Source organism: Sphingomonas alpina, assembly GCF_014490665.1.
GTDB classification, from domain to species: domain Bacteria; phylum Pseudomonadota; class Alphaproteobacteria; order Sphingomonadales; family Sphingomonadaceae; genus Sphingomonas; species Sphingomonas alpina.
The window spans coordinates 1,975,945-1,990,105 of record NZ_CP061038.1 but is presented as its reverse complement, the minus strand read 5'-3'; the positions used below and the strand labels follow the sequence as shown (position 1 = coordinate 1,990,105).

11 protein-coding genes and 1 pseudogene are annotated in these 14,161 nt (G+C 63.4%); 3 read left to right on the top strand and 9 right to left on the bottom strand.

What is annotated here, in order from left to right; genetic code table 11:
• Positions 1–142: 142 nt before the first annotated feature.
• Positions 143–880: a nucleoside triphosphate pyrophosphohydrolase gene (gene mazG, locus H3Z74_RS09110; RefSeq protein ID WP_187764244.1), complete on the top strand. Its 738-nt coding sequence runs from the start codon at positions 143–145 to the stop codon at positions 878–880.
• Here the strand turns inward: mazG and H3Z74_RS09105 are convergent.
• The 8 genes and pseudogenes from H3Z74_RS09105 to dusB form a co-directional block, all read right to left on the bottom strand.
• Positions 877–1,707 (bottom strand): metallophosphoesterase, encoded by an 831-nt coding sequence (locus tag H3Z74_RS09105; RefSeq protein ID WP_187763565.1) that lies wholly within the window; start codon positions 1,705–1,707, stop codon positions 877–879. The genes mazG and H3Z74_RS09105 overlap by 4 nt on opposite strands.
• Before the next feature lie 73 nt (positions 1,708–1,780).
• Positions 1,781–3,073 carry a GTPase HflX gene (gene hflX / locus H3Z74_RS09100; RefSeq protein ID WP_187763564.1) on the bottom strand — a complete coding sequence of 431 codons (1,293 nt, stop codon included), beginning with the start codon at positions 3,071–3,073 and terminating at the stop codon, positions 1,781–1,783.
• The gene (hfq, locus tag H3Z74_RS09095) at positions 3,070–3,561 is read right to left on the bottom strand and encodes an RNA chaperone Hfq (RefSeq protein WP_229726989.1); all 492 of its coding nucleotides are present in this window, start codon (positions 3,559–3,561) and stop codon (positions 3,070–3,072) included. Before hfq ends, hflX begins: the two co-directional genes overlap by 4 nt.
• Positions 3,562–3,685: 124 nt before the next feature.
• The gene (gene ntrX, locus H3Z74_RS09090) at positions 3,686–5,074 is read right to left on the bottom strand and encodes a nitrogen assimilation response regulator NtrX (RefSeq protein ID WP_459440453.1); all 1,389 of its coding nucleotides are present in this window, start codon (positions 5,072–5,074) and stop codon (positions 3,686–3,688) included.
• Between the two features lie 3 nt (positions 5,075–5,077).
• Positions 5,078–7,267 (bottom strand): sensor histidine kinase, encoded by a 2,190-nt coding sequence (locus H3Z74_RS09085; RefSeq protein WP_187763563.1) that lies wholly within the window; start codon positions 7,265–7,267, stop codon positions 5,078–5,080.
• Between the two features lie 82 nt (positions 7,268–7,349).
• The gene (ntrC, locus tag H3Z74_RS09080) at positions 7,350–8,801 is read right to left on the bottom strand and encodes a nitrogen regulation protein NR(I) (RefSeq protein WP_187763562.1); all 1,452 of its coding nucleotides are present in this window, start codon (positions 8,799–8,801) and stop codon (positions 7,350–7,352) included.
• A 12-nt stretch (positions 8,802–8,813) separates the two neighbouring features.
• A pseudogene (locus H3Z74_RS09075) lies at positions 8,814–9,883 on the bottom strand (two-component system sensor histidine kinase NtrB).
• Positions 9,884–9,887: 4 nt separating this feature from the next.
• Positions 9,888–10,910, bottom strand: coding sequence for a tRNA dihydrouridine synthase DusB (dusB, locus tag H3Z74_RS09070; RefSeq protein ID WP_187763561.1), 1,023 nt, complete (start codon positions 10,908–10,910; stop codon positions 9,888–9,890).
• 818 nt (positions 10,911–11,728) lie between these two features.
• Between dusB and H3Z74_RS09065 the strand changes: the two genes are divergently transcribed.
• Both H3Z74_RS09065 and H3Z74_RS09060 read left to right on the top strand, forming a co-directional pair.
• The gene (locus H3Z74_RS09065) at positions 11,729–12,541 is read left to right on the top strand and encodes an alpha/beta hydrolase (protein WP_229726988.1); all 813 of its coding nucleotides are present in this window, start codon (positions 11,729–11,731) and stop codon (positions 12,539–12,541) included.
• A 176-nt stretch (positions 12,542–12,717) separates the two neighbouring features.
• A complete protein-coding gene (locus H3Z74_RS09060) occupies positions 12,718–12,858 on the top strand; it encodes a hypothetical protein (protein ID WP_187763559.1) in 141 nt (46 codons plus the stop codon).
• Between the two features lie 125 nt (positions 12,859–12,983).
• Here the strand turns inward: H3Z74_RS09060 and H3Z74_RS09055 are convergent, their stop codons facing one another.
• A complete protein-coding gene (locus H3Z74_RS09055) occupies positions 12,984–13,862 on the bottom strand; it encodes a hypothetical protein (protein WP_187763558.1) in 879 nt (292 codons plus the stop codon).
• Positions 13,863–14,161: the final 299 nt, after the last annotated feature.

Below are 14,161 nucleotides of genomic sequence, written 5' to 3'. Positions count from 1 at the left end.
GCGGGCCGTGGGAAAGGTGACGGAGCCCGGCGTTGACCGCGTACCGCGCGTTGCGCGGATGGCGGCATTGCTGCTACGCGAAAGGGTGACTTTCAAATCAGAAACAACGTCCGTGAGCGACGAAGCCGCCCCCGCTGCTGCCATGGACCGCCTTGTCGCGATCATGGCGCGCCTGCGCGATCCGGCCACAGGGTGCGAATGGGATTGCGCACAGGATTTCGCGACGATCGCCCCCTATACGATCGAGGAAGCCTATGAAGTCGCCGATGCGATCGCACGCGGCGACATGGCCGACCTCAAGGATGAACTGGGCGATTTGCTGCTCCAGGTCATCTTTCACAGCCGCATGGCCGAGGAATCCGGCCTGTTCGCTCTCAGTGATGTCGCGACCGCGATCAGCGACAAGATGGAGCGCCGCCATCCCCATATCTTCGGCGGCGCGGCCGAAGGCGGCCATTATCTATGGGAGAAGATCAAGGCCGACGAGCGCGCCGCAAAAGGCGAAGCCAGCACGCTGGACGGCGTGGCGATCGGCCTGCCCGCCCTGCTTCGCGCCGAAAAACTGCAGAAGCGCGCGGCACGCACCGGGTTCGACTGGCCCGATGCGGCGGGACCACGCGCAAAGGTGATCGAGGAGATTGCCGAGATCGATGCGGCCGACATCGATCAGCGCGAGGAAGAGGTCGGTGACCTGCTCTTCTCGGTGGTCAACTGGGCCCGCCACCTTGGTGTCGACCCCGAAGCGGCGTTGCGCGTGGCCAATGCCAAGTTCGAGGCGCGTTTCAAAGCGATGGAAGCCGAAGCCGGCGAGAGCTTCGCCAGTCTTGATCTCGATGCCAAGGAAGCCCTGTGGCAAGCGGTCAAGCGTCACGCCGGCTAAGGATGAAGCGTCAGCAGCCACCAGTCGGGCATCGCGCCCAGGCGGATGGGCGCGGATCCTGAACCAAGCCCAGCGGTGACGACGGTCAGGCGACCGGGATCGCGAACCAGCCCGCAGCGATAACGAAGCATGTAGAGCGGCTTCCAATGGTCGCGTGGCGCGCGCGTAATCAGCGGGCCAAGCCAGGGCAGCACGACCTGTCCGCAATGAGTATGCCCTGCCAGCACCAGTGGAAAGCCGGGCGGCAGGTTCGGGACGATATCGGGCGAGTGAGTGACGATGATCGGCGCGCCGCCAATCCGGCGCGCCGCGGCGATCGAGCGGGCGATATCCTCATGGCCGGAGAAACGATCGCCGATGCCGATAATCGCCAGCGGGCCACGCCGTTCGGCCTGATTTTCGAGAGTGATGATCCCGGCCTTCTCCAGCGCGGAGCGGATTGCGGTGGGAGACGTCCAGTGATCATGATTGCCGAGCACCGCGAAAACGCCGAGCGGTGCGCGCAGCCGCGAGAGGGGCGCGGTCAGTCCTGTCGCCCGTGCCTCAATCCCCTCGGCGTCATGCCCGGTCACGAAATCGCCGGCGATCACGATCAGGTCGGGGCGAGCCGCGTTCACCTGATCGACGATATTGGCCAGTCGTCCCGGCCGCATGCCGTGGTTGCCGAGATGGATGTCGGACAGCAGTGCAACCCGGACCGGAGGCGTGCCGGCGGCCAGGCCGGGCATCTTCACCATTGCCCGTCGCATGATCGGTATGGCCTGAACATTCGCCAGGCCGATCGCGGCAATGATCAGGATCAGTGCCGACAGACCAGCGACAGTCACCAATATCGGTCGCCATATGCGCGTTGCCATCCCGGCGCCCATCCCCCTCAGACGCCCGGCTTCGCGGCGGCGGTCAGGCGCCGCGCTGGCTGAACCGGTCGTAATCGCGCGGCGACATGCGCACCTCATAGATCGCCTGATCGTTCTCCACATCCTGGCCGAGCACTTCACCATGTGCGTGCAGCCAGGCTGCGCCGGCGCCATCGGCCGAATCGAGTGTGATGCTGTAGCGGCGATGATTTTGCGTCAACATCGCGGCGATGGTCTGGATCAGCGTATCGACCCCTTCCCCGCTCAGTGCCGAGATCGCCACCACGTCGTCGCGACGTTCCGCTTCGCCAAGCAGTTCGGTGCGTTCGTCATGGTCGAGCAGGTCGAGCTTGTTCCATGCCTCTAGCCGCGGCGTTTCCAGCGCGACGCCAATATCCTTCAATACCGATTCGACATCGGCGCGCTGCGCGGCGGTGTCGGGATGCGCGATATCGCGGACATGGATCAGTACATCGGCGGAAATGACTTCCTCAAGCGTCGCCTTGAATGCCGCGACGAGCTGGGTTGGCAGTTCCGACACGAATCCGACGGTGTCGGACAGGATCGCCTTGTCGAGGCCCGGCAGGCTGATCTGGCGTAGCGTCGGATCGAGTGTGGCGAACAACAGGTCTTCCGCCATGACGTCAGCGCCGGTCAGACGATTGAAAAGCGTCGACTTTCCGGCGTTGGTATAGCCGACCAGCGCAATCACCGGCCAGGGCGCGCGCTGGCGCCGTTCGCGGTGCAGGCCACGCGTGCGGCTGACCTGTTCGAGCTCGCGCTTCAGCCGCGCCATGCGGTCGCGGATCAGGCGCCTGTCGGCCTCGATCTGGGTTTCACCGGGGCCGCCGAGAAAGCCGAAGCCGCCGCGCTGGCGCTCAAGATGGGTCCAGCTGCGCACCAGCCGGCCGGCCTGGTAATCGAGATGCGCCAGTTCGACCTGCAATCGCCCTTCAGCGGTCGCGGCGCGTTCGCCGAAAATCTCCAGGATCAGGCCGGTGCGGTCGATGACCTTCGCGCCAAGCTCCTTTTCGAGATTACGCTGCTGCACCGGCGTCAGTGAGGCGTCGAACACGACGAGTTCGGCCTCTTCCATCCGCACCGTGGCGGCCAGCATCTCGACCTGCCCGCTGCCGAGCAGAGTCGAGGGCCGTGCACCGCGCACGCGATAGGAGACTTTCTCTGCAACGACGACGCCGATCGCCGCGGCGAGACCGGCGGTCTCCTCCAGGCGAGCGGCTACGTCGCGTGAGGACGCACCATGTTCGGGAAACACGACAACGGCACGGGCACCACGCGAGAATTCATCGCGATCACGTTCGAAACCTGTGGTCAAACCTCGTCGCTATCCGTTGTTTCATCAGCCAAATTCAGCGGATTGGCCGGCTGGATGGTGGACACTGCATGCTTATAGACCAGCTGCGACATGCCGTCGCGCTGGAGCAGCATGCAGAACAGGTCGAAGGCTGCGATCTGGCCCTGCAGCATGACGCCATTGACCAGGAACATGGTCACATTGTCATCCGACTTGCGCACCGCGTTGAGAAAGATTTCCTGCAACAGGGGCGCGCGCTTCTGGGCTTCGCCGACCGCATTGACGATCGCTGCGACGTCGACGGTACCCGAGGGCATGATGGTCGAAATGGCGTGCTTGTAGATCAGCTGCGACTGGCCGTCGCGGCGCAACAGGACCGAGAAATTGTCGAACCAGGTTACGATCCCCTGCAATTTCACGCCTTTGACGAGAAACATCGTCACCGGCGTCTTTGAGCGCCGGAGGGCATTGAGGAACAGGTCCTGAAGAGAGGTTTGCTTGTCGGCCATCGGTCGATCCTTTGTTCTTGGCGGGTTTTCCCGCTGTGCGCCGGTTCCCGGCGTCGGAATGGGCGCTATCGGGCGCTTGTTGCTAATCTAGGGATGCGACAGTCTCGCGTCTACTCCCTCACGTCTACTCCCCCACATCTATTCCTCGCGTGTTTCGGTGATCCCGAGCAGCTTGAGTTTGCGGTGCAGTGCGGAGCGTTCCATGCCGATGAAGTGCGCGGTGCGTGAGATATTGCCCGAGAAACGTCGGATCTGGACGCGCAGATATTCGCGTTCGAACGTCTCGCGCGCCTCGCGCAGCGGCGACCCCATGATTGCGTTGGTGCCGCCGCCCATATCGCCCGGCTCGCCCAGTACTTCGGCCGGGAGCAGGTCGAGATCGATTCTGCCCGATCCGGTCGCCCGGTGCGAGGATGATCGTGCGTTCGACCACATTGCGCAGCTGGCGGACATTGCCGGGCCATTCATAGGATTGCAGTGCGACCATTGCGTCGGGTGCGATTTCCGGCGTCGGGACGCGTCTTTCCGAGGCGTAATGCGCCATGAAATGATTGACCAGCGCAGGGATATCCTCGCGCCGCTCGCTCAGGCCGGGGATCAGCACCGGTACCACATTGAGGCGGTAATACAGGTCCTCGCGGAACCGCCCCTCGGCGATCTCGTACATCAGGTCGCGCGAAGTCGCGGAGACGACCCGGACATCGACCTTGACGACGCGCTGGCCCCCGACCCGAGTAAAGCTCTGATCGGTCAGCACGCGCAGGATCCGGGCCTGGGTGGCGATCGGCATATCGGCGATCTCATCCAGAAACAGGGTGCCGCCATGCGCCTGTTCGAGCAGACCGGGGCGAACGATGTCGCCGCTTTCCTCGGCGCCGAACAATTCTTCTTCGACGCGTTCGGGAGTCATGCGCGCCGCGCTGACGATCACGAAGGGTGCATCGGCACGCTGGCTCCAGCCATGAAGCAGGCGCGCGGCGACTTCCTTGCCGACGCCGGCCGCCCCCATCACCAGCACCCGGCTGCCGGTCGAGGCGACCCGTTTCAGTGTCGCGCGGACGCCGTTGATCGCGGTCGAGCTGCCGGTCAGGTCATTGTCGCGCCCGGCGCTGGCGCGGAGCGAGGCGACTTCGCGGCGCAAGCGCTCCGTCTCGGTCGCGCGGGCGACCATCAGCAGCAGCCGCTCGGCCTCGAACGGCTTTTCGATGAAATCGGCGGCGCCACGGCGGATTGCGGCGACCGCGGTATCGAGATTGCCATGGCCGGAAATGACCAGCACGGGAATCGACGGATCGCGGCGTTTCAACTCGTCGAGCAGTTCCAGCCCGTCGAGGCGCGACCCCTGCAACCATACGTCGAGCAGGACGAGCGAGGGGCGGCGTGCGGCGATCGCCTCCAGCGCCGCATCGCTGTCGGCGGCGCTGCGCGTTTCATAGCCTTCGTCTTCGAGCACGCCCGAGACGAGTTCGCGAATGTCGCGCTCGTCGTCGACGATGAGGATATCGAGTGCCATGGGTCAGGTCCGATTTCGTGTGAGTTCAGTGGGGCGACGATCGTCGCAATCGGCAGCGCCGGCATCCGCGCCGTTACCGGTATCCATTGCCGCGAGCGCGGCCGCGTCGAACGTCATGATGACCAGCGTTCCGCCGCCCTCCCGGTCGCCGAAGGAGATCGTGCCGCAATGCTCCTCGACGATCTTCTTGACGATCGCGAGGCCAAGCCCGGTGCCGCGGGCGCGGGTCGTCATATAGGGTTCGACGATGCGGTCGCGCCCGGCGGGCAGACCGACGCCATTGTCGGCCACGGTGATGCGGACCGTGCGGTCATTGTCCCGGCCGACCGTCATGGCGATCTCTCCCGCCCCCTCGCCGTCGACCGCTTCGATCGCCTCGACCGCATTCTTCACGATATTGGTCAGCGCCTGGCCGATCTGGCGACGGTCGCAGACCAACTCGAGGCCGGGATCGTCATTGGCCATCACGAAGCGAATCGCCGGGTGTGCGACCTCGTGCAGGAACAGAGTCTGCTTGGCGATGTCGCCGATCACCTCAGGCCGGAACAACGGCTTGGGCATCCGCGCGAAGGAGGAGAATTCGTCGACCATGCGGCGCAGGTCGCCGACCTGGCGGATGATCGTCTCGGTCAGGCGGGCAAAGGTGCCGTCGTCGCTGGCGATCTGCTTGCCATAACGGCGCTGGAGGCGCTCGGCGGCAAGCTGGATCGGGGTCAGCGGGTTCTTGATCTCATGCGCGATGCGGCGCGCCACATCGGACCAGGCGGCGCGGCGTTGATCGAGCAATTGCTGCGTGATGTCGTCGAAGGTCAGGATCGGCCCGTCCTCGGAACGCGCGATCTTGACCGCGAGCGTCTTCGCCTCGCCGCCGGCATCGATCTCGACGATCGCATCGCGCGCGTCGCTGCCGATCAGCGCGGCCAGTTCGGGCGATACATCGCCAAGCGAGCGCCCGACCGGATTGCTGTCGCCGGTGTTGAGGAATTCGATGGCGGAACGGTTGATCAGGCGGATGGTCCCGTCCCCCGCGACCGAGACAACACCGGCCGACACGCCCGACATCACCGCTTCGATCAGCGCACGACGGCTTTCGAGTGCACCGGTCTGTTCTTGCAGGCGCCCGGTCATCTGGTTGAAGGCATTGGCGAGCGTGCCGACCTCATCCTCGGTCTTGGGTGCGGGAACGCGCGCGGTCAGGTCTCCGTCGCTGACCCGGCGCGCGGCCGCAACCAGTTCGCCGACCGGGCGCACCAGCCGATCAGCCACGGCGAGCGCGATCCATACAGCGATGCCGATGATCAACAGCGAGATGCCAAGCAATGCGGCATTGAAGCGCAATTGCAGCGCCCGCGAGCGCGACTGCAGCACGCGATAGTCGGCCAGGATGGCATCACCACGCTTGAGCTGCCCTGCCAGTTGCTCATCGAACACCCTTGCGGTGTAGAGATAGGTACCACTGCCATAGTCCAGCGCGACAATGGCGCCCGCCCGATCGTTGTTCTGCACCGTCACATACGGAGCGCCGCGATCAATATCGTCCATCATTTGCGTGGTGACGATATTCTTCAACGGCCGGCCATAAGGATTAAGGACGGCGAGCGGGTCCTTCTCGTTGCGGCGCAGGATCACTGCTTCCGACAATTCGCGGTTATAGGTCTGGAGGAACAACAGTTCACGGAACCGGGGGCTCACGATCGACAACTGGCGCAGATCGGCGGCCAGATCGCCGCTCATCGCCTTGGTCTGATCCGCGACTCGGTCCAGTTCTCGCTGGTAGTTCTCGCGCACCAGTGTGCTCGCATTCTCGAGCATGCCGCGCGCACGATCCGACGACCAGAATTCGACGCCATATTGAAATAGCAGCGACGCGAAGATCACGACGAGCAAAGTGGGAACGGCGGCGACCATCGAGAACATCGCCACGAGCTGAACGTGAAGCCGCCCGCGCCCGCCCAGCGGCGACCGTGCCGCGCGCCGCATCGCCACGCGACGCCCGAGCAGCACCATCAAGGCGATGCCGGGCAGCAGGTTCGCGACCAGGAGAAGCGCAATGATCGTCGGGGTAAGCGAGCGCTGCGGCGCCTCGCCGCCGGTCACGACGAAGTAGGTGCCGACCGCGATCGCGATTGCCACGCCCAGTACGAGCAGTTCGACAAACGGCGTGACACTGAACCGGCGGCTCTGCGTTTTCATCTCAGTCGAAGGAGCCAATCCGGCGTGCATCGTGTCTTTGGTACAACGATACCGTGGCAATTAGAACACAGAATCCAACCTTTCAACGCGTCTCAGGCTCGGTCGAGCGCCCTGCGACCGGATCGATGCCGAGCAGGTCGAGCCTTTTTCTCAACGTGTTGCGATTGATTCCCAGCGCCCGTGCCGCGCGCAGCTGATTCTGACCATGCCGGGCGAGCATCGCTTCGATCAAGGGGCGCTCCACCTCGCCGATGATGCGGTCATAGAGCGACCCGTTATCGAGCGCCGCCGGCTCCTCGCGCGCCAGCCGCTCGATCCGCGACCGCACCGCCGCCTCGATCCCGGGGTCGCCTTCGAAGATCGTTGGCGCGGTCGCGGCGGCGCCGAGCATGGCGCGCACTTCATCGGCGTCGATCCGTTCGTCACGGCTGAGCACGGCCATGCGTCGCATGATATTCTCGAGCTCGCGGACATTGCCCGGCCAGTCGTAGTTTTCGAGCGCGACGATCGCGGCCGGAGCAAGTTGCTTCCGTGGCAGGCCGCTCTCCGCCGCCTTGTCGAGGAAATGGCGTGCAAGCAGGGCAACATCCTGCCGCCGCGCGCGCAGTGCCGGCAGGGTCACCGGCACGACGTTGAGGCGATAGAACAGATCCTCGCGGAATTGCCCGCCGCTCACCAGTTGCGCCAGGTCGCGATTGGTCGCGGCGACGATGCGGACATCGGCGCGGATCGTCCGTGCGCCGCCGACCGTGGTAAACTCGCCCGATTGCAGCACGCGCAGCAGGCGAGTCTGCGCCTCCATCGGCATGTCGCCGATCTCATCGAGGAAGAGCGTGCCGCCTGCCGCCTGCTCGAACCGCCCGGCAGAGCGCGCCTGTGCGCCGGTAAAGGCGCCGCGCTCATGGCCGAACAGTTCGGCTTCGATCAGCTCGCGCGGGATCGCCGCCATGTTGATCGCGACGAACGGCGAGCGGCGGCGCGTGCCGAGGTCATGGATCGCACGCGCGACCAGTTCCTTGCCGGTGCCGGATTCGCCCGAGATCAGCACGGTGAGGTCGTTCGACACGACGCGGGCGATCACGCGATAGACATCCTGCATCGCTGGCGAACGGCCGATCAGCGGCAGCGTATTGTCGTCCTTGTCGATTGCTTCGAGCGGTGCGCCCTGGCGGCGGGCAAGCGCGCCCTGCACTGCGCGCGACAGGGCATCGAGATCGAACGGCTTGGGGAGATAGTCATAGGCGCCGACCTCGTTCGCGCGGACCGCTGTGCTCAGCGTGTTCTGCGCCGACAGGACGATGACCGGCAGCGCCGGGTGCTCGGCGGTCAGCCGGGCGACACGGTCCAGGCCGTTGCCGTCGGGCAGCACGACATCGGAGATCACCACGTCGGGCAACCGGATCGCCAGCTGCACGTCGAGTTCGGCCAGAGTCGCCGCAGTGGTGACAATGTGCCCCGCACGGCGCAGCGATTGCGCCACCACGGTACGGATCGCGGCATCGTCATCGACGACCAGGATAGTGCCGCTATTCATCGAGGACACACCCTAACTCCCTCTCGGCAACAGAATACGGAAGACGGTCGCCTCGGGCATGCCTTCGCGGGCGTACTGGATGATCCCGCCCATATCGCGCACCAGCTTGTCGACCAGGGCGAGGCCAAGCCCCTGCCCCTCCGGCTTGCCGGAGATGAACGGGTCGAACAGATGCTCGGCAATGTCGGGGGAGCGCCCGGACCATTGTCGATCACGCAGATCTCGATCGGCAATGGCTGGCGCGGACGGCCCGGCGCGGCGCTGACCGCCATGCCGTGGCGATAGGCGGTGGCAAGCGTGATGCGTGCATCGGCCTGCTGGACCATCGCCTCGGAAGCATTTTTGAGCAGGTTGAGGATCACCTGGAGGAGCGCGTCGCGATCGACCAGCGCCGGCGGCAGCGACGGATCGAAGCGCTCTTCGATCGTGACGTCACGCGCGAAACCGGCCAGCGCCACGCGGCGGGCATGATCAAGCAGCGGATAGATATTCTCCGGGGCCGGGTTGAGCGGCCTGGTGTCGGTGAAGTCCTGCATCCGGTCGATCAGCGCGGCAATGCGGTCGACTTCAGTGGTGATCAGCGTGGTAAGCTCGTCCGCCCCTTCCCCGCCGGTCGCCAGCAACTGCGCCGCGCCGCGGATGCCGGAAAGCGGGTTCTTGATCTCATGTGCAAGCATCGCTGCCGCACCGACCGCGGCGCGCGCGGCGGAGGCGCGGTCGGCGCTATGGCCCATGCGGCGCGAGGCAGCGGCGTGGTGGAGCGTGATGGTACGCCAGCCGGGATGGTCGGCAACCAGCCCTTCGATGAAATCGACCCGCATCCGCCCGCCCCGCGCCGTGTCGATCTCGGTATCGAACGCGGCAAAGCCATGGCTGTCACGGCCATTGTCGTCGCGTGGCGACTGGAGGATCGATTCGACCGGCTGGCCCACCATTGCGCGTTCGGACAGGTTGAGCAGCGTTTCGCACTCGGCATTGGCGTGCGCGACGCAACCGGCGGGATCGATCACCAGTACCGCCACCGGCAATGCCGCGAAGAGATGCGCGAATTCCGGACCGGCGGCAGCATCCGGTGCGGTCATGACGTCACGCCGCGACCGCTTTCGGTGCCGGATCGCGCGACTGTTCAAATTGGGGCGCGTAGAAATCGGCGAGCATTGCCTGCACCGTCTTCGGGTCGGCAATCTGGTTCACACGATTGCGGAACTCGGCCGATCCATGCAGCCCGCGTGTGTACCAGCCGATATGCTTGCGCGCCATATTGACGCCGGTTTCATTGCCATAGTGCGCGAGTATTTCATCATAATGCTCTGCGATCACTTGATATTGTTCGTCGATCGTGGGGTCGGGGACACGCTGGCCGCTGGCGAACCATTCCATCACCTGGGCAAGCAGCCAGGGCCGGCCATAGGCGCCGCGCCCGATCATGACGCCATCGGCACCAGATTGCTCCAATGCCGCCTCGGCATCCTCGATCGAGCAGATATCGCCATTGGCGATCACCGGCACGCTGACTGCGTCCTTCACCCGGCGGATAAAGGCCCAGTCGGCATTGCCCTTGTACATCTGGTTGCGAGTGCGGCCATGAACGGCGATCAGCTTGACGCCGAGGTCCTGGGCAATGCGCGCAAGTTCGGGCGCGTTGAGACTGTCGTGGCACCAGCCCATACGCATCTTCAGCGTGACCGGCACGCTCACCGCCTCGACCACGCCTTTGATGATCGCACCGGCATTGTCGAGATCGCGCATCAGCGCCGACCCGGCATCGCCATTGGTCACCTTACGCACCGGGCAGCCCATATTGATGTCGATGATCGCCGCGCCACGGTCCTCGCTCAGCTTGGCCGCCTCGCCCATCTCATACGGGGTGCAGCCGACCAGCTGCATCGACACCGGATCCTCGATCGGATCCCAGGCGGCCTTTTGCAACGACTGGCGCGTCTCGCGGATCGCCGCCTGGCTGGCGACCATTTCGGTTACGTTGAGCCCCGAGCCATAGCGGCGCACGAGCTTGCGGAATGGCATATCGGTCACACCGGTCATCGGCGCGAGCACGACAGGGCGTTCGATCCGGACGGGTCCGATCTGGATGGGGGATAGGGTTTTCATGAATGTGCCTGAAAAACAGGCAGTACGCGAGATAGGCCGCAATGGCAAGATTATCAGCGCCCGAAATGGACGACGAATCCCGCACCCTCTCCCTGTTATTGGGCGATAACAGCGAGAATAACAGGGAGCGGTATATTTTTTGCGGCGAATCCGCTCATTTTGTTGGATAAAATATATAGCAATATCAGCTGGTTGAATTCCATTCTCCCTGTTACTCCGGAACAGGGAGAATGATGGTGCGGAACAGGGAGCGTTGACCCCCGGAACAGGGAGTTCGGCGTGAGATAACAGGGAGCGCCGATTCAACCGGTGCGACAAGTCTGGTTCAAGGATGGCGGCGTTCATGGAGCGATGCGCTGCCACGATCGGCCAAGTGATTGAATCGGGGGCGGTGCATAAAACGGACCGAGATACATGCTGAACGCCGACAGCCCCGCTCCGGGTGTCTGAAAACACCTGATTGTCGTGCAGTGGGCGGGACTTGCCTTGCCATTTCAAAGCCGTCACTTTCCGATCCCATTGCCGTTTCATGAGGGACAGGCGATCGAGCGATGAAATTGACCACATCAATATTTGTGGGACTTGCGGGACTTGGCTCGATCCTCGCGGCCGTTTCCACATCCAGCCCGCCACTCACCGCGGCAAGCGCAAGTGATAATCGCGCTCCGGCAATCTGGGAGCCATCACCGGGCCACGTGCAGGAAGCAATATGGGCTGGACCAGTCCCCGACCCTTTACCCAATGCTAAACCTGAATCGGTGGGTCCCCCACCGGGCCGGGAATGGTGGCCAAGGGCAAACGACGTCAGCAAGCCTACTATGACGATCTACTTGCCCAAGGGGCAAAATACGGGTGCGGCTGCGGTGGTCTTGCCGGGCGGCGGCTATCAGTTCCTGGCCATGGATCTGGAAGGAACAGAAATCTGCGACTGGCTCACGTCCAGAGGCATCACCTGTGTCCTTTTGAAGTACCGGGTGCCGGATTCCGGCCCGACATTGCGGGATGGCAAACGCTATTATCCCAAGGTGCCCACGGCCTTGCAGGACGCACAGAGGACGGTTGGTCTGGTACGTCAGCGCGCCAAGCAATATCGCATTGATCCCAATAAGATCGGGGTAATCGGATTCTCCGCCGGGGGGCATCTGGCAGCGGCATTGAGTACCAATTTCGCAAAGCGTGCCTATGCGCCGGTGGATGGTGCGGACAGGCTGAGTTGTCGCCCGGACTTCGCCATCATCGTTTACCCCGGCCACCTCTGGGCGCACGAAGACGAAGATAAAGCCACTCGCGATCCATCTGACTTGAAGCTGCGCCCCGATATAAAAGTGAAAGCCGATACACCGCCGACATTCCTCCTGCATGCCGAAAACGACACAGTAGATAGCGTTCAGCAATCCCTGACGTATTATGTGGCTCTCAAGGAAGCAGGCATCCCTGCCGAACTACATGTTTATGCAGAAGGCGGACACGCGTTTGGCGTTCGTCCAACCAAGTTACCGGTTGGGCGCTGGACGCAATTGGTAGAACTATGGTTGCAGTCTATCGGCACTCTGTCGGCGCTGCCGGTCGCGAAGGACGTGTTCGCCAGGCGCAGCAAACCCGATCGAGCCACTGATCCGGTGGGGCGCTGAAATGGAGACGAAAATGCGCGGGACAACACGGAAGCGGGCGGCGCTCTCGTCGAGGTGCCCGCTGTCTCTCGCATGCGGTTCGACGATCTGGACGTGATCGCGGACGCCGCGGTCGATGGCATGGCCTAGCCTGGACTCCCCATTGGCCGGTCCGCGAGCGAATATGTTCGGGTGATTTGATCGAGCTGTGGCGCGACCGCCCCTCCGCCACGCTGGAATGCTACGCAGTCTGGCCGGCTGCCCAATATCTGCCCCTACGCTCCAGGATGGCGATCGACCTGCTGGCCGCCGAACAGCCTAAAGGGCTGGGGCGCTGACGCCGGATCGCTCGCTCTTTTCCGCCTAGTCGCGTAGAACCTCACCGGCGCTGTCGGTGCAGGCTCAAGCGATACGGGGGGCGGTTGTCATTCACTCGACGCCCGTACGATGCGACACCTCGATACTAACTAGGCTGCACGACCTCCTTGCATGGATTGTCGTCATCAAGCGCTGCGACAGCCGCCTCCGACGCAACCCCTGCGGTCAGTTGCAGGCATCCGGTTCGTGCGGTTTTCCAGGCTTCATATTGCTGGGCCCGCGACTGCGCGATCGCAGCTCGATCATTGCTGACGATCCAGGGCTTGCCACAGGGAAGATCGATCATCGCGATCGAAGCCTTGAGCACCGCGACCGTGTGCGTCAGCGAGGCAAGGGCGCCAATGGTGGGGGCCGGACTATTCATGATGCTGGCCAGCCGCTGGCACTGCTGCCCATTGGCGCTGCCAACATCGTCGTCGCGTTGATCGCGATCCGCCGCATTCGATGCAATTGCCGGATCGTGCGACGCGACTAATCCGCGTTTTTTCGCGAGTTTGGAAAAATCTGCGACGCAATATTGGTCGTTTTCACTATCGTCACAGCCTCGGGTAATTGTGCCCGACCCATTGAAATTGCGGTGGTCGGGCGAATTCCCCGGCACGAACGAGTTCCAGGTATATCTGCCGTTCTGAACACCATCGACATAGGTTGCAGATGTCTCTGTCCAGTTTCCCTTCAGACTTCCGTTCACGGTGACTCTTTTGAAAACGCCGGATCCATTTATGGGTTGCCCGGCAACGCATTCCCCCGTCCAGAGGAAATCATCCTCTTCGGAATCGATGAAATTCCCGTTTCCCCCAAACTCATAACTGAAGCAGCCTCCCCGGAAAAAGACCTTGGCGACGTTGAGATCGTCGAGCTCGGGCGCGTCGAGGTCGGCACGGCCGCCGCTGCCGGTTTGCGCTGAAACGGCGCCCGGAATCCCGAGCCACACGATGGCGAAAGCAGTCAATGTCCGGCGCATATATTTCCCCCTCAAAACAATTGCCTGGCGAACATGCCTTGCCCGAGGCAGTCCCCAATGAAGACGGTGTAATCCCGCCCTTGCATCCCGCTTCCCCCGTTCGGGTGAAGGATGCACCTTGGTACCATATTCGTCACGGCGGCAGTCCACCAATTGCGGTCGCCTGCAGCGACGCGATCCGCCGGACGACACCAAATCCGCGACCGGAGATTCGGGACACGGTCCAACACCGGGACGATGAACGCCAATCCGAAACCAGTGAGGAAATATCAATAACATATTGATATTACTATATATTA

Excerpts from the sequence above, each read along its gene's own strand:
- H3Z74_RS09085 (WP_187763563.1), bottom strand. The coding sequence starts at position 7,267 with ATGAAAACGCAGAGCCGCCGGTTCAGTGTCACGCCGTTTGTCGAACTG.
- ntrX (WP_459440453.1), bottom strand. The coding sequence starts at position 5,074 with ATGGCACTCGATATCCTCATCGTCGACGACGAGCGCGACATTCGCGAA.
- H3Z74_RS09055 (WP_187763558.1), bottom strand. The coding sequence starts at position 13,862 with ATGCGCCGGACATTGACTGCTTTCGCCATCGTGTGGCTCGGGATTCCG.
- ntrC (WP_187763562.1), bottom strand. The coding sequence starts at position 8,801 with ATGAATAGCGGCACTATCCTGGTCGTCGATGACGATGCCGCGATCCGT.
- hfq (WP_229726989.1), bottom strand. The coding sequence starts at position 3,561 with ATGGCCGACAAGCAAACCTCTCTTCAGGACCTGTTCCTCAATGCCCTC.
- mazG (WP_187764244.1), top strand. The coding sequence starts at position 143 with ATGGACCGCCTTGTCGCGATCATGGCGCGCCTGCGCGATCCGGCCACA.
- H3Z74_RS09065 (WP_229726988.1), top strand. The coding sequence starts at position 11,729 with ATGACGATCTACTTGCCCAAGGGGCAAAATACGGGTGCGGCTGCGGTG.
- dusB (WP_187763561.1), bottom strand. The coding sequence starts at position 10,910 with ATGAAAACCCTATCCCCCATCCAGATCGGACCCGTCCGGATCGAACGC.